The 17,390-nt window shown below is 70.8% G+C and carries 12 protein-coding genes and 1 pseudogene; 4 read left to right on the plus strand and 9 right to left on the minus strand.

What is annotated here, in order from left to right:
• Window positions 1-53: 53 nt before the first annotated feature.
• From tnpB to Pma05_RS37800, 4 genes and pseudogenes are all read right to left on the minus strand, one after another.
• Window positions 54-1,346 carry an IS607 family element RNA-guided endonuclease TnpB gene (gene tnpB, locus Pma05_RS37785; RefSeq protein ID WP_307837014.1) on the minus strand — a complete coding sequence of 431 codons (1,293 nt, stop codon included), beginning with the start codon at window positions 1,344-1,346 and terminating at the stop codon, window positions 54-56.
• Window positions 1,265-1,639: pseudogene (locus Pma05_RS37790) on the minus strand (IS607 family transposase); the annotation flags it as partial. The gene tnpB and the pseudogene Pma05_RS37790, both read right to left, overlap by 82 nt.
• A complete protein-coding gene (locus tag Pma05_RS37795) occupies window positions 1,618-2,187 on the minus strand; it encodes a hypothetical protein (protein WP_203862334.1) in 570 nt (189 codons plus the stop codon). The gene Pma05_RS37795 and the pseudogene Pma05_RS37790, both read right to left, overlap by 22 nt.
• On the minus strand, window positions 2,184-3,380 hold the full coding sequence (locus Pma05_RS37800; protein WP_203862335.1) for a fumarylacetoacetate hydrolase family protein: 1,197 nt from the start codon (window positions 3,378-3,380) through the stop codon (window positions 2,184-2,186). The genes Pma05_RS37795 and Pma05_RS37800 overlap by 4 nt, the downstream gene beginning before the upstream one ends.
• Before the next feature lie 266 nt (window positions 3,381-3,646).
• Here Pma05_RS37800 and Pma05_RS37805 point away from each other — a divergent pair, with 266 nt between their 5' ends.
• Window positions 3,647-4,618, plus strand: a complete 972-nt coding sequence (locus Pma05_RS37805; protein WP_203862336.1) for an ion transporter — start codon at window positions 3,647-3,649, stop codon at window positions 4,616-4,618.
• 44 nt (window positions 4,619-4,662) lie between these two features.
• Here Pma05_RS37805 and Pma05_RS37810 read toward each other — a convergent pair whose 3' ends face one another.
• Window positions 4,663-6,126 carry an RICIN domain-containing protein gene (locus Pma05_RS37810; RefSeq protein ID WP_203862337.1) on the minus strand — a complete coding sequence of 488 codons (1,464 nt, stop codon included), beginning with the start codon at window positions 6,124-6,126 and terminating at the stop codon, window positions 4,663-4,665.
• 32 nt (window positions 6,127-6,158) lie between these two features.
• Window positions 6,159-7,640, minus strand: a complete 1,482-nt coding sequence (locus Pma05_RS37815) for a pectinesterase family protein (RefSeq protein ID WP_203862338.1) — start codon at window positions 7,638-7,640, stop codon at window positions 6,159-6,161.
• Window positions 7,641-8,206: 566 nt separating this feature from the next.
• On the opposite strand from Pma05_RS37815, the gene Pma05_RS37820 reads away from it, so the two are divergent.
• A complete protein-coding gene (locus Pma05_RS37820) occupies window positions 8,207-8,857 on the plus strand; it encodes a M23 family metallopeptidase (RefSeq protein ID WP_239313962.1) in 651 nt (216 codons plus the stop codon).
• Between the two features lie 217 nt (window positions 8,858-9,074).
• Here Pma05_RS37820 and Pma05_RS37825 read toward each other — a convergent pair whose 3' ends face one another.
• Window positions 9,075-10,457 carry an aminotransferase class I/II-fold pyridoxal phosphate-dependent enzyme gene (locus Pma05_RS37825; protein ID WP_203862340.1) on the minus strand — a complete coding sequence of 461 codons (1,383 nt, stop codon included), beginning with the start codon at window positions 10,455-10,457 and terminating at the stop codon, window positions 9,075-9,077.
• A gap of 196 nt (window positions 10,458-10,653) precedes the next feature.
• On the opposite strand from Pma05_RS37825, the gene Pma05_RS37830 reads away from it, so the two are divergent.
• Window positions 10,654-13,350 carry a M14 family zinc carboxypeptidase gene (locus Pma05_RS37830; protein WP_203862341.1) on the plus strand — a complete coding sequence of 899 codons (2,697 nt, stop codon included), beginning with the start codon at window positions 10,654-10,656 and terminating at the stop codon, window positions 13,348-13,350.
• Between the two features lie 201 nt (window positions 13,351-13,551).
• On the opposite strand, the gene Pma05_RS37835 is transcribed toward Pma05_RS37830, so the two are convergent.
• On the minus strand, window positions 13,552-14,493 hold the full coding sequence (locus tag Pma05_RS37835) for an aldo/keto reductase (RefSeq protein ID WP_203862342.1): 942 nt from the start codon (window positions 14,491-14,493) through the stop codon (window positions 13,552-13,554).
• Between the two features lie 46 nt (window positions 14,494-14,539).
• On the opposite strand from Pma05_RS37835, the gene pdxR reads away from it, so the two are divergent.
• Window positions 14,540-15,967, plus strand: a complete 1,428-nt coding sequence (gene pdxR, locus Pma05_RS37840; protein WP_239313964.1) for a MocR-like pyridoxine biosynthesis transcription factor PdxR — start codon at window positions 14,540-14,542, stop codon at window positions 15,965-15,967.
• A gap of 29 nt (window positions 15,968-15,996) precedes the next feature.
• On the opposite strand, the gene Pma05_RS37845 is transcribed toward pdxR, so the two are convergent.
• Entirely contained in the window at window positions 15,997-17,205 is a 1,209-nt protein-coding gene (locus tag Pma05_RS37845) for an FUSC family protein (protein WP_239313966.1), read from the minus strand.
• Window positions 17,206-17,390 lie beyond the last annotated feature (185 nt).

The following is a 17,390-nucleotide window of genomic DNA, read 5'->3' on the forward strand; positions in this document are numbered from 1 at the left end:
CGAGTGACGACCGGCGACAAGATCCAGCCGCACCGGGGCGACATTGACATGTTTCATAGTCGTGCTTGAAACTTATCAATGTTGGCATCGGCGATCATCGATCGCTGTCCTGCCGAGACCATCACCCCACCCGGAAGGAGAGCCCTAGTGGCCATCACCTTGGTTTTCACCGCGCCACATGCCGAGCAGGTCTTGGAGGATGGATGCCAGCGGTCGGCCACCAGGAGCCGGCCACCGTTCCACGAGGTTTTGTAGGCGAGCTGTCGGCGGATCTCCGCGAACCCGGCATCGGCGATGTGTTTCGCGAGACGCCGGTTAGCCAGCATGCCGGTGACGTTGAGGTCTTCGACCACGACCGTGCCGTGCTCGCGGGTCAGCCGGGTGGTCAGCTTGTGTACGCCGTCGCGGCGCAGGTTTGCCACGCGGGCGTGGGAGCGGCCAAGCCTGGCTACCGCTCGTTCCCACCGTTTCGACGGCCGCTGGCCGGTACGCCGGTCCGGGCCCGTCTTGCGCGACAGCGCCCGCCCGAGCGCCCGCAACCTGGTCTGCGCGGCGACCAGATGGCGCGGGTTGTCGACCAGCTCGCCGGTGGACAGCACGGCGAGGTGCTTGATGCCGATGTCCACCCCGACCACGGAGTCCGGCTGCGCCGGTTGCCGCTCGGTACGTTCGACCTCGACGGTGAACGCCACGTGCCAGCGTCCGCCGTCACGGCGCACGGTCGCGGACATGATCCGCGCCGTGCCGTTGTTCAGACGGCGGGCGAGCTTGCGGGCGGACTCGTGCAGCTTCAACCGGCCCAGCCTCGGCAGCACCACGTGCATCCGGCCCGGCTCGACCCGGATCGCGCCGGTGGTGAACCGCACTGACGGGGTGGTGCGCCGACGGGACTTGAACCGGGGGAACCCGACCGGCCGTCCGGCGCGTTTCCCGCTACGGGAGTCGGCCCAGTTCTTCAAGCCGCGGGCCAGGGCGTCGAGGCCGGTGTTGAACGCCTCCTTGGACACCTCGGCCCACCACGGCGCGACCTCCCGCTTTGCCACGTTCCACGCCTTACGCAGCCCGGCAAGGGACCACGACAGCGACGGCGTCAGCAGATCGTCCGGCATACCGTACGTGCGTTCCACGGCCCGCTGATCCATAACGGCCTTGACCCTACCGAGAGCCCAGTTGTGGGCCACCCGAGCAGCCCCGGCGTGCGCGAGCACGTCACGCTCCTGGCTTGCGGTGAGGTCGACAGCGAACCGGTACGCCTGGATCGTCTTCACGCCGGGTCCTCGGTGACCGCTTCGACAGCGCGGCGGGCACGGTCCGCCGCGGCACGCCGCCCATACAGGCGGGCGCACAGCGACGTCAGAATCTCGGTCACGTCCCGCACGAGATCGTCGTCGACCTCGGCCGGATCAACCACCAACAACTGCCGTCCCTGAGCCGCGAGGGCCGCCTCCACGTACTCCCCGCCGAAGCGGGCGAACCGGTCCCGGTGCTCGACCACGATTGTCGTCACGGCCGGGTCACGCAGCAGGGCAAGGAACTTCTTGCCCTGCCCGTTCAGCGCCGAGCCAACCTCGGTCACGACCCCCGACACGGCAAGGTTCTGTCCGGTCGCCCACGGTCTCAGCTTTGCATCTGAGCGGTCGTTTCCAGCAGCATGCGAATGCCGCCGGCGATCCTCCGAACCTCCGGGTCGGGATCCTGCTCGTCTACCTGAACGATCACCGGCAGAAAGTCCGTCCAGGATGTGTACTGCGGCACGATGAGGGCCGACTCGCGGACATCGGACCGCTCGTGGTTCAGCCCACGGACGGTCGCGGCGATCACGCCGCCGGCCGGGTCACCGATAGCCGCACCTGCTATGAACCGGTATCCACGCCGGACCACCTCTTGGCTTCCGTCGAGGTCGAGAGCCATCACGGCCTCGTCGCGGTCGTAGCAGACGAATCCGGCGCGAAGGTCCGCCTCGTCGTCGTTGGTTTTCGGTTCCGCGTATTGGCAGCCGATGACGGTGTCGTCAACGAAGCGGACGCTCCCCGCCGGTGTCCGCCACAGAGTCGACGGGCGATCCGCGTCGACATCATCATCCGGCCCGATCGACAGCGCTACCCGTTGCCATCCCCGATCCTCGGCGAACCGGTCGAACTCCTGCGTCGACGTCCTCTCCACCAACACGAGCCGGCGGGCGTTCACAGGAGTCCCCGGCGGGCGAGGTTGCCCATCAGGTCACGGACCCCGAAGTCCCAGGGGTCGCAGTCCTCGCTGTGCCGGACGCGGTTGACCAGGGTACCGAGCGGGGGCGAGCTGATCCGGACCACGTCGTCGACCCGGTGTGTGAACCCCTCACCCGGACGGTCCCGGTCCTGGATCGGCGCGAACATGGTGCCGAGCATCAGGACCGCGCCGTCCGGATAGTGGTGGTGCGGGCCGAGCAACTGCCGTACCAGTTCCTCCGGGTCGCGCGACATCCGCGACATGTCCGAGATCCCGTCGAGCCGGAAGCCGTCCGTACCCTCGATCTCCAGCACCAGTTCGAGCCCGCGTACCCGGTCCAGGTCGAACCGGTCGTCGAAGAGTCGGACGAGCGGGCCGAGCGCGCACGAGGCGTTGTTGTCCTTGGCCTTCGGCAGCAGCAGCGCGGACCGGCCTTCGACGTCCCGCAGGTTCACGTCGTTGCCGAGGGTCGCCCCGACGATCCGCCCGCTGGACGCGACGAGGAGCGCCACCTCCGGCTCGGGGTTGTTCCAGGTCGACGCGGCGAGTACCCCGACCGGCACGGCGGTGCCGACGGCGGAGAGGATCTGACCCTTGGTGAAGATCTCGGCGTCCGGCCCGATCCCCACCTCGAGGTACTGGCTCCAGACCCCCTCGGCGACCAGCAGCTCCTTCAACCGCGACGCCTCCACGGAACCCGGCGTCAGATCCTGGAGGTCGGCGCCCACCTCGGCGAGCAGCCGCTGCCGGATCTCCGCCGCGAGCGCCAGGTCACCCCGGGCCCGCTCCTCGATCACCCGCTCGACCAGCGAGACCGCGAAGGTCACTCCGGCGGCCTTGAGCGCCTGGAGGTCGACCGGCGCCAGTAGCCACGGCCGGTCGCGGTCCCGGCCGGCCCGGCCCGTGTTGGCCAGCAGCTCCGCGAGGCCGCCGACCGGCCGGCCACGAAGCCCGGCCACCACCGCGGCGGGTTCCGGCAGCTCACAGATGTCGCGAACGGTGGCGAACTCGGCGCTGACGTCGAAGACGTCGCCGTCGCGAACCACCACCGGCGACGGCCCTCCGACGGCGGGATCCCAGATCCGGCCGACCAGGATGCTCTGCTCGGCGTCGTCCGGCAACGCCTCGGCAGCGCTGCCGAACCAGTCGGCCTCGGGCGGTAGCAGGGTCACGAGCCGTCTCCCAGGGTGACGAGGGACCGCTCGTCTCGGGGTGGAGGCGGCCCCGGCGGTGCCAATCTCGGCGGTGCCGGTCTCGGAAAGGGATGTAGCCGGCTCCCACGGGGGAAGGAGTCGGCTACATCGAATAGGAACCCTAGGTCATTCCGACCCGAAGAGCAAAGGCGACACGGTACGGCCCCCTCCTCCCCCGCCATCGCCAGATATCGCGCGAATTAGGCTGTCCGGCGGTAGATCCATCCACAGAGGAGAGTGTCGGCGTGTACGAAGCTCGGCCCACCGCCAGAAGGCGTCTGGCAGCCTGGTGTGACCGGGTGGTCGGTGCCGACTGGTTCAACGTCGGGTCGTTCGCGCTGATCATCGTCAACGCGATCGTGCTCGGCGTGGAGACCTACGACCGGGCGATCGACCGGTTCGGCGGCGTCCTGCTGGCCGTCGAGTACGTCTGCCTCGCCTTCTTCGTCGTCGAGCTGGTCCTGCGGTTCGGCGCGCACCTCACCGCCCCGGGCGGCTTCTTCCGCGACGGCTGGAACCTGTTCGACCTGCTGATCGTCTGCGCACCGCTGCTGCCCGGCGTCCGGGAGAACGTGACCCTGCTCCGGATGATCCGGCTCGCCCGGGTGGTGCGGGCGGTACGGCTCTTCCCCGGCCTGCGGGTGGTGATCGGCGGCGTGCTGCGCAGCCTTCCCGGGCTGGTCAGCTTCCTGCTGATCGCCACCCTGACCATCTACCTGTACGCCATGGTGGGCTGGATGGCCTTCGGCGACGCCTACCCCGACCAGTACGGCACCGCCGGGCGAGCCATGTTCACGCTCTTCCTGCTGCTCTCCCTGGACGGCATCACCGACGCCTTCGAGGCCGGTCGGGCCGTCTCGGAGTGGAGCGTCCTCTACTACGCCTCGTACATCATCATGGCCTCGTACCTGCTCACCAACCTCCTGGTCGGCATCGTGCTGAAGGCGTTGGAGGACGCCCACCAGGCGGAGCGGCCGGACCGTCCAGCCGCCGCGCCGGACCCGGCCCCGGCGGCGGTCGTGGTGGTGCCGGCCGGGCAGCGGGTGCCGCCCTCCGGGCCGCCGGCCGACATCGGTGCCCGGCTGCGGGAGTTGCGGACCGCGCTGGACGCCCTGGAGGCCGAGCTGGCCGGCCAGGCGCGGGCCGGCGGGGCGGACCGCCGCCCGGCCGGCCGGCGCCCGAAGTCGGGACGCAGGTCGGCCGGGGCGAGAAAGTGACGGACGGGACGGCCGCGCGAGGTGGATGAGGTGGATGAGGTGGATCAGGTGCCGATGTTCGCCTGCGGCCCGGCGTACGTGCGCAGCAGCGCGGGCACGTTGGCGGCCGGGTCGAGGGTGTACGAGTAGAAGCTGCTCGGGTTGAACGCCGAGCCCTTGGACGTGACCTTGCCGGAGTCCCAGGGGCTGTTCACCAGGATGTTGCCCCGGTTCACCAGCTCACCGGCCTCGACGTAGTACGGGTTGCGGCTGTTCTCGAAGTAGCTGTTCTCGACCACACCCTTGGTCAGTCCCCGGATGTAGTTGCCGTACGACGAGGTGTTCTGGACGTAGTTGTTGTAGAGGTGGCAGTACGCGATGTTGTCCGCGCTCGGATTGCGGGTCCGGGTGTTCTGGAACCAGTTGTGGTGGATGGTGATCCGGGCGGTGACGTTGTCGGTCCAGCCGATGCCGAAGGTCTTGTTGTTGTCGACCAGGTGGTTCCAGGAGACGGTCAGGTTGGTGGTGTCCTTGCGGCTGTCGATCAGGCCGTCGTTCATCCGGGACAGCCGGTTGTGGTCGATCCAGATCCGGTTCGCGGTGTCCAACTGGATGGCGTCGTAGTCGTACGCGTCGTCGCCCGGGTCGTCGTCGGGCATCAGGGTGTCGCGGATGGTCAGGTTGCGGATGATCACGTTGCTGACCCCGGTGCCGAGGAAGAAGCCCCCGCCGACGATGTGTCCGCTGGTACCCACCCCGATGATGGTCTTGTTCGAGGCGACCCGCAGCTCGGTGCCCTTGGGACTGATGGTGATGGTGCCGGCCACCCGGATCACGTACGGGGTGCTCGCGGTGACGTACTGGTTGAGCTGCGCCTGGGTGGTGACCGTGACGGTCTGCCCGCCGGCACCGCCCGTGGTGCCCTGCGCGAAGCCGTCGGCCGTGTTCGGCCAGGTCCGCCCGCCGCCGGTCGGCGTCGGGTTGGGGTTGCCGCCGACCTGCTCGAAGGCCCACTGCATCCGGGCCACGTCCGCACAGGTCTCCTGGACGACCGGATTACCACCCGCAGTCGAGCCGTCCTTGTCACTGACACACAACCCGCTGACCGCACTCGTGACCCGGTACTTCCCCGACGCCGCCGACGACGCACCGAACGACCACAACTGATTCACCTTCGTACCGTCACCACAACCCCACTGCTGCAACTGCACACCCGACACCCCCGAACCCGACGGCACATCCACACACCGGGTACTGCCGACGTTCACCAGATTGAACCGACCCGCCGACGACACCACCCGCCACTGCTGGCGTGTGGTTCCCGCACAGGCCGCCTGCGCAAGCAGGGCACCGTTCTCCGCCGAACCGTTCACGACCTCCAGGCACTTACCCGACGCCCCGACGGCGAGGGTGTAGACCCCGCCATCGGCCGGCGCCACCGCAGCCTCGGCCGGCAGCACCGCCACCGCCACGACGGCGGCGGGCGCGGCGAGCGCGGTCACGGCGAGCCCGATCAGTTTGCTTCTCATCGGAGTCCTTCCTCCAGGTGGTGGTGTCGCCGTCACATCGGGTTCCAGCCGTCGGAGCCCGCGAGATAGCGCTGCGGCGTGTAGTTCGCGGCCTGCGAGTCGGCGAGCTGGGGCCGGTTGCCGTTGCTGCCCGCCCCGGAGCCGGTGTTGCGGTACTCCAGGAACCGGGCGTTCTGCCAGGTGTTCCCGGACATGTCGGTCCATGGCTGCGCGGTCCGGATGGTGGCGCCGAGGGTGGACTCGCGGTACAGCACCTGGGCGTCCGGGCGCCACGGCCGGCCGAGTTGGGTGACGTTGTTGGCCGCTCCGCTGATGGTGGAGCGGTAGAACAGGAATCCGTACGTCTTGCCGACGGCGGTACTGGCCGCGGTGATCGGCCCGCCGGTGGAGCGCTTCTCGTAGATGGCGCAGTTGTCGAAGACGATGGTGCCGCCACCGAAGATGAAGTCGACGGTCCCCTCCACATAGGAGCCGGTCACGTACGCGCGGGTCGAGTCGTTGACCAGGAAGGTGTCCTGGTCGCCGAGCAGGCGTACGTTGCTGAACACCGCGCGGTCGGCGTCGAGGTTCAGCGCCACCGCCTGGTGACCGCTGGGCGCGGAGTTCTCGTCGAAGTCGTTGGCGATGGTCAGGTTGGTCGCGACGAAGTCGTGGCCGTACACGAACGCGGTGGCGCTGCCGGAGGTGCCGTGCGTACCGGCCGAGTGGTTGTTGACGATGACGACGCTCGACGGCCCGGACCCGATGCCCTGGAGGGTGATGTACGGCTTGTTCGCCGGTACCGTGACGATCTCCCGGTAGCTGCCGGCCTTGATGGTGATCACCCGCCGGGTCGTGTTGCCGGCCGGGACGGCGTCGATGGCCGCCTGCACCGTCCGGTGGGTGCCGGTGCCGTCGGCCGCCACCGTGGGCCGGGTCCCGCTCGGCGGGCTCGTCGTCGGGTTCGGGTTGCCGCCGACCTGGTTGAAGGCCCACTGCATCCGGGCCACGTCCGCACAGGTCTCCTGGACGATCGGGTTGTTGCCCGCCGTGGAACCGTCCTTGTCACTCACACACAACCCGCTGGCCGCGCTGGTCACCCGGTACTTCCCCGACGCCGCCGACGACGCACCGAACGACCACAACTGATTCACCTTCGTACCGTCACCACAACCCCACTGCTGCAACTGCACACCCGACACCCCCGAACCCGACGGCACATCCACACACCGGGTACTGCCGACGTTCACCAGATTGAACCGACCCGCCGACGACACCACCCGCCACTGCTGGCGTGCCGACCCCGCACAGGCCGCCTGCTGCAACAACGCACCGTTGTCGACCGAACCATTCGCAACCTCCAGACACTTACCCGACGCCCCGACAGCAAGGGTGTAGACCCCGCCATCGGCCGGCGCCACCGCAGCCTCGGCCGGCAACACCGACACCGACACGACCACGGCGGCGGGTACCGCCAGAGCCACCACGGCCGCGACCACCACACGCCGGAGCACCGGCGAAAATGGTTGGGACATGCACAGTCCTTTCTACGCGCAGGATGGCCGGCCGAGTGGGGTGCGACGGCTCGCCGGTCGGGAGCGTCGCCGACAGTGGCCACGTGTTGATCTGGTCCGACGCAGCCCTGACCGACAGCGGGACCGTCGACGCCGAAGGTCGTACGACGCTTCGACGCGCCTCGCCTGGTGCCGGCTCTCGACGCCGACCGCCGCGCGGCACGCGGAGTCACCACCGTGGGGGAACTCTCGCGATCGTGTCGGCCGTCGTCGTGGGGCTGCCTAGCCGCCGCCGGCCCGGACGAGCGACGAGCTGATAGAGGGGTGGTTGCCCTGCCACCGACCTATCTCTATGCACCTGCGAGGCTATGACACCGCAAGAGTTTAAGTCAATCGATGAAACAAACCGGCGAGACCGACGGTCGACGCCACCGCCGCAGCTCCGAGGGAGGTCAGCCGGATGCGGAAGGTGGCCCACCAGAGCGGGTGGGACCGCGGGGTCTTCTTTACGCCGCCAAGCCGGGCTCCCGCTCCGGCGGCGACACCCGGAGGCCGGCGTGTTGCCGCCGTCTGCCATCCTCGGGGCGGTGACGACCGGCCAGCCGACCAGACACCGCCCACGGAGCCGTGCCACCCGGATCCTGCTGATCCTCGCCGCGGTCGTGTCGGCCGTGGCCGTGCTCGCGGTGGCCGTGGTCGCCGTACTGCTGCTGCGGCCACCCGGTCCGCGCCCGATCTTCCAGATGCCGGTCGCCTGCGGCGAGACGTGGCAGCTCGGCACCTATCCGGGCCACGACGACTTCGACGTCGACCTGTTCCCGACCGAGGGCGAGTCGTGGGGGCGGCCGGTGCTGGCCTCGTACGCCGGCCGGGTCACGGTGGCCGGGATCAACGGTTCACTCGGCGGCCGTACCCCGGAGGACCCGGACGGTCCGCGCGGCCGGGGCGGCGGTTACTGGGTGAAGATCGACCATGGTGGCAAGTGGGAGACGCAGTATCTCCACCTGCTCGAACCGCCGCTGGTCCGGGTCGGTCAGCGGGTGGAACAGGGCGAGCAGATCGGCCGGGTCGGCAGCACCGGCAACTCCGGCGCCCCGCACCTGCACTACGAGCAGCGCCAGGGCTGGCAGAAGGTCGAGGCGTACTTCGACGGTGAGCCGTCCGGCATCACCCACGACGACACCGAATACACGGTCAACCGGACCAGCAACAACTGCGGCACCGAGACCTCCCGGTAGCCAGCCTCGGCGCCTGTCCACCGAACCCGGAGCCTCTCGGTGCTCGCCGCCATCGTCTCCGGGGCGCCGGACCCGACTCGACCGGCGCTGGGCCGACCAGGGGAAGGCCGGCGACGAGCAGGCCCAGCCCGTCAACGGGCGACAGGCGCAGCCGGTTGCGTGAGACAGGCCGAGCCCGTTCTGTGAGACCGGTCGTGGCTACCCGGCCGCCGGCCGGTCAGCCGCGGTGCGCCTCGCCGAGGATGCGGGCGATGTGCGTGTGCTGGTCGTGGTGCAGGGTGGTGGCGATCCGCACGTGCGACCTGCCGTCGCCGTACGCGACGAACGGGGTACCGGAGGCGATCCCGATGCCGTCGGCGGCCAGTGACCGGATCGCCGTCGGGGCGTCCCGGACGTGCACCCAGACGGAGAGCCCGGCCACGCCGGTCGGCGCCAGCCCGTGCTCGTGCAGGGCCCGGACCATCCGGCGCCGGCGCTGCCGGTAACGCGTCCGGGCCAGCCGGATCGCCGCCTGCGCCTGCGGGTCGGCGAGCATCTGCGCGAGGGCCCGCTGGGTCAGCACCGACGGCCAACTGCCGGTCGCCTTCTGCCGGGCGCGTACCCGGGAGACGACCCGGCGGATCCCGGCCAGTGCACCGACCCGCAGGTGCGGCCCGTGCGACTTGTTCCAGCTCCGCACCAGGAGGGTCTGCGCTGGTAGGTACTCGCCGAGCGAGACGTCCGGGGTCGGCGCGAGTTCGTGCGCGGTGTCCTGCTCGACGATCACGATGTCCCGGTCGGCGAGCATCGGCACCAGCGCCTGGGCGCGGCGCCGGGACAGGGCGTGGCCGTGCGGGCTGGCCATCCGGGACTGGAACAGCAGCATCCTGGGCCGGGTGGTCAGGGCCAGTTCCAGCGCCTCGGGCAGCGGTCCCTCGTCGTCGCAGACCACCGGGGTCGCCTGGGCCCGGTGGTCCTCGACGATGTCCAGCAGCGACGCGGCGGCGACCTCCTCGACGACCACCCGGTCGTACGGGTGCAGCAGCACGTCGGCGATCCGGTGTACGGCGTCGTGGGCCCCGCTGGTGACGGTGAAGTCCTCGGCCTCGAACGGCCAGCTCGGATCCAGCACGGCCGCCAGGTGCGGGTCCACGGTGTCGTCCGGGTAGCTGCGCCAGTGGGTGCCGAGCACCGCCTCGGCCATCGGGCCGGCCAGGTCCGGCAGCAGGGCCGGGTCGGGGAAGGCGGTGGAGAGGTCCAGCCGGACCCGGGCCGGCAGGCTGGCGTAGCGGCGACCGGCGAGCCGCCCCGGGCCGCGTACGACACTGCCGTGCCGCCGGTCGGAGTGGATCAGCCCGCGTTGCCGCAGTTGGGCCAAGGCCGACGCGATCGTGGTCGGGCCGACGTGCAGGGCGGCGGCCAGGGCACGCACGGTGGGCAGGTGGAGGCCCTGGCCGAGTTCACCGGAGTAGATCAGGTGGCCGAGCCGGTCGGCGATCCCCCGGGCCGACCGGTCGGTGAGCATCAGGGCGAGTGCGCTGGCGTGCAGCCGGTCCGGCCGGCGCGCGGGGACCGCGTCGGCGGCCCGGTGGAGTTGGTCGGTGATCCGTGGCTGCGGCACCCCGGCGATCATGGCTCTTGATACCTCGCCGCCCGCGCCCGGAGCAACCATGTTGAGACATTCTTGAGTTTTCGCCGAACGGGACCGAAGACCGAACAAACGCGAACAGCGAGCCCGCTGTGGATCTTCACGCCCGCCGATAGCGTTCAGTCACGGTCGATCTACGACGACTGATGTCGAGTCGAAAGGTCCCGCCATGCTCAAGACCCGCCCCCCGTTGTTATACGCCGCCTGCGTCGGCCTGGTGGCCCTGGTCGGATCCACCGCCGTCGCACCCACCGCCACCGCCACCGCCGGTCCCGGCCTCGCCGAAACCGCCGTGACCGCCCGGGCCGCGGCCATCCCCAGCCCGGAACAGCACTTCGGCTTCAAGATGGGCGCCGAAGGAAAACTGGCGGCCTATCCCGACGTACTGCGCTATCTGAAAGTCGTCGCGGAACGGTCCGACCGGGTCGACTACGAGACCATCGGTCGCACCACAATGGGCAACGAGTACGCGACCGTGCTGATCAGCGCCCCGAGGAACCTGCGCCGGCTGGACCGCCTGGTTGAGATCAACCAGAAGCTCTCGGACCCGCGCAACACCAGCCCGGAGGAGGCCCGCCGGCTCGCCGGGGAGGGGGTGCCGTTCTACCACCTGGAGGCGACGATCCACTCCAGCGAGGTCGGCAACGGGCAGGCGATCAACGACATCGTGCACCGGCTCGCCACCGAGGACTCGGACTTCACCCGGAACGTGCTGAACAACTCCGTCATCGTGCTGGTGCCGTCGCAGAACCCGGACGGCCAGCACCTGATCATCGACCATTTCAACAAGACCGCCGGGACGAACTACCGGCGGACCTACCCGGACCTCTACCACAAGTACACCGGGCACGACGACAACCGTGACTGGACGATGTTCACCCAGATCGAGGCGCAGTACCGGCTGGCGCTGGAGAAGAAGTACCGGCCGGCGATCGTGCACATCATGCACCAGAAGGGGAACACCGGCAGCCGGATCTTCGTACCGCCGTACGGGGGGATCACCAGCGAGAACGTGCCGGCGAACATGAGTTCCTCGGTCTCGGCGATCGGCCAGCACGCCGCCCGGGCACTCGCCGCCGCCGGCAAGACCGGGGTCGGCAGCCTCGACTACCACATCTACTGGACCCTGGAGCAGCCGGTCGGGTTCTTCCCGTTCACCGGCTCCGGCGTCTATCTCACCGAGATCGCCTCGGTGACCGACTACGCGTACCCGCAGGTGTCCTCGGACGGCCGCCCGCTCGGCCCGCAGCAGGCCCGGATGAGCCTGATCGAGCCGTACCGCTCCAACACCTGGACCCTGGCGGACATCGTCGACTACGCGAAGATCGCCACCTACGCCGGGATGGAGTACACGGCAGAGAACGGCCGGGACCTGCTCTACGACAACCTGTACGCGGTGCCGCACGAGTACATGACCGAGGGCGTACCGGCCGGCAGCTACGCGTTCGTGGTGAACGCGAACCAGCGTGACCCGTACGCGACCTTCGAGATGCTCCAGCGTCTGGAGTGGACGCAGGTGGAGATCGACCGGGCCACCTCGGAGTTCGTCGCCGACGACAGGCGCTACGGCGCCGGCTCCTATGTGGTCAAGATGCGGCAGCCGCGCGGCAACTGGGCACACCAGGTGCTCGGCACCGACAAGTATCCCGAGGTGCGGGACTGCGGCGAGTGCCCGGTGCTGCTGCCGTACGCCGAGGCGACGACCAGCCTGCCGCTGCAACTCGGGGTCGACGTCGCGGAGATCCGCGCGCCGTTCCAGGCCAGCCTGGAGCGGGTCAACTCGGTGAAGCTGCCGCAGGTGACGATGCCGCCCGCACCGGGCGACAAGGGCGCCTATCTGGTCCGGCCCGAGTCGTACGGGACGGTCCAGATCGTCTCGGCGTTGCAGGACGCCAACATCCCGACGTTCCGGGCCGCGAAGGGGTTCGGTGCGCAGGGCACCAGCTATCCGGCCGGTACCTACGTCGTGCCGGCCACCCCGCAGGCCCGGAACGTGCTGGCGACCGCCTCGGCCAGGGTCGGCCTCCAGGTCACCGCGGTCGCCCGGGCACCGCGCGTCGCGGGGGTGCAGCTCAAGCCGCAGACCCGGGTCGGCCTGTTCCGGGGCATCGGCAACATGCCGGGCGGCTGGGACATGTGGCAGTTCGACCAGTACGGCGTCAACTACGACGTCGTCGCCGCGCAGGACTTCCAGCGGAAGTCGCTGAACGAGCTGTACGACACCATCGTCCTCTCGCACGGCACCTCGAAGGACGACATCGTCAAGGGCCTGGACCCGAAGCAGTACGCCGAGGAGTACTCCTGGGCCTACGGGGTGGGCGACCAGGGGTGGCGCAAGCTGGCGCAGTTCGTCCGCAACGGCGGCACCCTGCTGGCGATCGGCAGCTCGGTGGCGACCGTGCAGGAGTTGCTGAACCTGCCGATCACACCGGCCCTGCCCGACGACGAGGACGAGTTCGTCACCGGCGGCAGCCTGCTGCACCAGGAGTTCGACCCGGAGAACCCGGTCGCCTGGGGCATGCCGGACTCCTGGCCGGTCTGGCTCTACGACACCCAGGCGTGGGAGCTGACCGGCGAGGGCGGGACGGTGGTGTCGAACTACCCGGCCGAGGGTGAGGTGCTGGCCAGCGGCTATCTGCGCGGCGCCGAGCACATCCGGGGTGCGGTCAACACCGCGTCCTTCCCGGTCGGCAAGGGCCAGGTGGTGACGTACGGCAGCGAGATCACCTTCCGTACCCTGCCCCGGGCGCAGTTCAACCTGCTCTACAACGCGATCTACCACGGCCCGGCGGCCGAGGTGGACGCGACCGGCCTCCAGCAGCTCCGGCCACGGTTCGGCCCGGACGGCGCGCTCGCCGCACGCTAGCGCGGCAGACCCGGCGACCGGGTCCGGGTGGTCACCGTCGAGGTGGCCACCCGGACCCGCGTCGCTTCCCCCGGGCGCCGCACCCCGGCACCCGCCCCCGATCAGCCAGGTCAGGCAGCCGGGTCAGGCAGCCGGGTCAGGCAGCCGGGTCAGGCAGCCGGGTCAGGCAGCCGGGTCAGGCAGCCGGGTCAGGCTGCCGGGTCAGGCTGCCGCGTCGAGCCTCGCCCGCTGCTCGGGGGCGAGCACCAGCGCCACCCCGGCCAGGGCCTCCCGCAGTTGCGCGACCGTGCTCACCCCGACGATCGGGGTGGCGGCGGGACTGCCACCGGCCAGCCAGGCGAGTACCACGTGGTTGCGGGTACTGCCGGTCTCCGCCGCGATCTCGTCCAGTACGGCGAGCCGGCGCTCGGTGCCCAGGTGCGCGTACTCCGGCGGCAGCGGCTTGTCCGCCCGGGTGTACTGCCCGCCGAGCAGCGGCGTGTACGCCCACAGCGACATCTCGGGGTGACACTCCAGGTAGTCGAGCACCTCGTCGCTGACCGCACCGAACCGGTGCACCACGCTGGGCCGGGTCCCGGGGCGGGGCCGAAGATAGCTGAGCTGCTGCTGCACCGCCGTGAACCCGGTCATCCCGTTCGCCTGGGCGATCTGCCGGGCCCGCTCCACCCGCCAGATGGCGTAGTTGGAGCAGCCGAGCGCGCCGACCGTACCGGCGGAGACGAGTTCGTCGAAGGCCGCCACCGTCTCCGCCAGGGGCGTACTGCGGTCCTCCTTGTGTGCCCAGTACAGGTCGACGTGGTCCACGCCGAGCCGGCGGAGACTGCCCTCGATCCCGTTCTTGATCGCCGACGCCGACAGCCCCTCGGCGGTCTCCGGGAACCGTCCGGCCACGGTCGGTTCGCAGCCCACCTTGGTGCTGATCCTGATCCGGTCGCGGACGCCCGGGCGCCGGGCCAGCCAGCGCCCGAGCAGTTCCTCGCTCTGCCCGCCGAAGCCGCTGGGATCGGCCCAGAAGGCGTAGCAGTTCGCCGTGTCGATCCAGGTGCCGCCGGCCCCGACGAAGTGGTCCAGGAGGTCGAAGGAGCGTCGCTCGTCCTGGACCGTGCCGAAGAGCATGGCGCCGAGCACGATGGTGTAGGTCATGTCTGGAACGCTAGGCGGGATCGGACGGGCGGTACGCTCCAATCTCGTGGCAGATTCCCAGACCAATTCGGCTCCCCGGGCCAGTTCGGCCTGGGCGACACTGCTGGACGTCGAGCCCCGGGACCTGGCCCGGCGTCCCCTGCACGACCGGCTGACCCGCGCGCTGCGGGCGGCGATCCGGGACGGCCGGCTCCCGGCCGGCGCCGCCGTACCACCCAGTCGGGCGCTGGCCGAGGAGTTCGACTGCTCCCGGTGGGTGGTGACCGAGGCGTACGCGCAACTGGTCGCCGAGGGCTACCTCGCGGCCCGGGTCGGCTCGGCCACCCGGGTCTCGTGGTCGCCGGAGACCACCCCGGCCCGCCGCCGCGCGATGCCCAGGCCGGCACAGCCACCGGTCCGCTACGACCTGGCGCCCGGCCTGCCCGACCTGCGGGCCTTCCCCCGCCGGCGCTGGACCGAGGCGGTGCACTCGGTCACCGGCTCGGCCGCCCAGTACGACCTCGGCCCACCCGATCCGGCCGGCCATCCGGCGTTGCGCCGCACCCTCGCGGAATACCTGCGCCGGTCGCGGGGGGCCGACGCGCAGCCCGGGTCGGTGGTCGTCTGCGCCGGCATCACCGACGGGCTGTTCCGGATCTGCCGGGCGCTGCGCGCGGAGGGGGTCGCCGAGGTGGCGGTGGAGGAGCCGGGGTGGGGCCGGCTCCGGGACGCGGTGGCGAGCGCGGGGCTGCGGATCTCCCCGGTCCCGGTGGACCGGGACGGGGTCCGGGTGGCCGAGCTGGCCCGGGCCGGCGGAGCCCGGGCCGTGGTGGTCGGCGCGGCACACCAGTTCCCGACCGGGGCGATGCTCAGCCCGGACCGGAGGGCCGAGCTGGTGCGCTGGGCGCGGACGGTCGACGGGTACGTCGTCGAGGACGACTACGACGCCGAGTTCCGGTACGACCGCCGGCCGATCGCGGTGATGCAGGGCCTGGATCCGCGTCGGGTCTTCCTGGTCGGCTCGGTCAGCAAGACCCTCTCCCCCGCCCTCGGCCTGGGCTGGACGGTCGCGCCGCCGGCCCTGCTGCCGGTGATCCGGGCGGCGAACGCCGTCGCGGCACCCCCGCCGGTGCTGGACCAGCTCGCCCTGGCCACCTTCATCGACCGGGGCTGGTACGACACGCACCTGCGCGCCGCCCGGCGCCGGTTCCGTACCCGTCGGGACCTGCTCGTGCGCGAACTCGCCGCCCGGGTGCCGGACGGCCAGGTGGCCGGCACCGCCGCCGGCCTGCACATCCTGCTGCACCTGCCGGCCGGTACCGACACCGCTGCGGTGGTCGCCGGCGCGGCGGCGGCCGGACTGCGGCTGGCGGACCTCGACGCGTACCGGGCGGAGCGGTCCGGGTCACCCGCGCTGGTCCTCGGGTACGGCAACATCACCGACGCCGAGATCCCGCCGGCGGTCGGGCTGCTCCGGGCGGCACTCGACGGGTAGCGGGTGCCGCCGGCCCGAGCCGGGTCCGGTCACTCGGGGCGGGCTCCCGCGTCGACCGGTGCCTCCCGGGCGGCGTCGCCGCCGACCGCCCACCGGACCAGCCGGTTGGCCTCGGTCCGTTCGATTCCGGTGGCCCGGAGCAGGTCGCTCGCGGTCGTCCGCACCTGGGCGACGACCACGCTGCCGGAGAAGCCGACCCCGTCGTCGTAGGCCCGACCGGCCGCGCTGACCGCGCGGAGCGCGCACTCCCGGGCCGCCTTGGGCAGCGTACCGGTGCCCAGGTCGCGCCGGAGCATCCGGACCGCCTCGGCCAGGGCCGCCACCGACGCCGAGAGCGAGGCCGGCCGTGGCTCGCCGTCCTCCAGCGCGGTCACCGCCCGGCGTACCAGGGTGCCGCTGTTCTGCACCGCGTGGTTGATGAACTCGGCGCCCTCGAAGTACTGGCTGAGTGCGCCGCGGCGGTGCCAGCGCGCCGGCGAGAGGAGGGTCGTCTCCCGGCCGCCGTGCAGCGCCTCCGCGAGACCGTCCATGTACTCCTCGATCTCGGTCATCCGGTTCAACGCCGCCTGGGCCCGGGCCGCGTCGCCGGTCTCCAGCGCCTCGGCGGTCTCGGACAACTGGTCGGCGAGCCGGTCCAACGCCGGCCGCGCCGCCCGGTCCACCAGCCGCAGCGGGTTGACGGGCAGCAGCAGCGCGATCACCCCCAGGGCGATGAAGCCGCCGATCAGCGCGTCGAGCACCCGGAGCAGTTCGACGTCCGGCGTCGCCGGGGTGAGGACCACGATGAGTACCGCGGTCGCCGCCGCCTGGTTCACCACCGCCGGCCCGCCGCCGAGGAAGATGGTCAGCACGATCGCCAGCGCGACGACGATGCCCAGTTGCCAGGATCCACTGCCGATCACGAAGATCAGCAGGTCACCGATGCCGATCCCGACCGCCACTCCGATGATCAGCTCGACGCTCCGCCGCAGCCGCTGGCCGACCGAGGAGGCGATGGTGCCGATCGCCGAGATCGGCGCGAAGAGCGGATCCGGATTGCCGAGCAGGTCGTGCGAGAAGGCCCAGGCCAGTCCGGCGGCCAGCCCGGCCTGGGCGGCCAGCATCAGGTTGAACCGGGTGGTCTGCCAGCGGTCCCGTACGGTGGCCTGGGACCGCTCGCGCAACTGGCCCAGTGCGTGGACGATGCGGGTCTCGTCGAGATCGATGCCTTTGACAGCGGTGTCCCGACCAGAACGCATGGCGCCCGCTTACCCCGGATCTCCCCTTTCAACCGCTCCCCCGCCCTGCCGCCCAGGCGGACTCCCGGGAACGCCGGATCGCTGTCTCGCTGCCCACCCCGACCCGGTACGCGGTGCACGGTTGACATCCTCTCCGCCCTAGAGGACGGAGATTCCCTCCACGCTGCGCGTGGAACACGCGGCGC

It is taken from the genome of Plantactinospora mayteni, assembly GCF_016862935.1.
In the GTDB taxonomy this organism is placed as follows: Bacteria; Actinomycetota; Actinomycetes; order Mycobacteriales; family Micromonosporaceae; genus Plantactinospora; species Plantactinospora mayteni.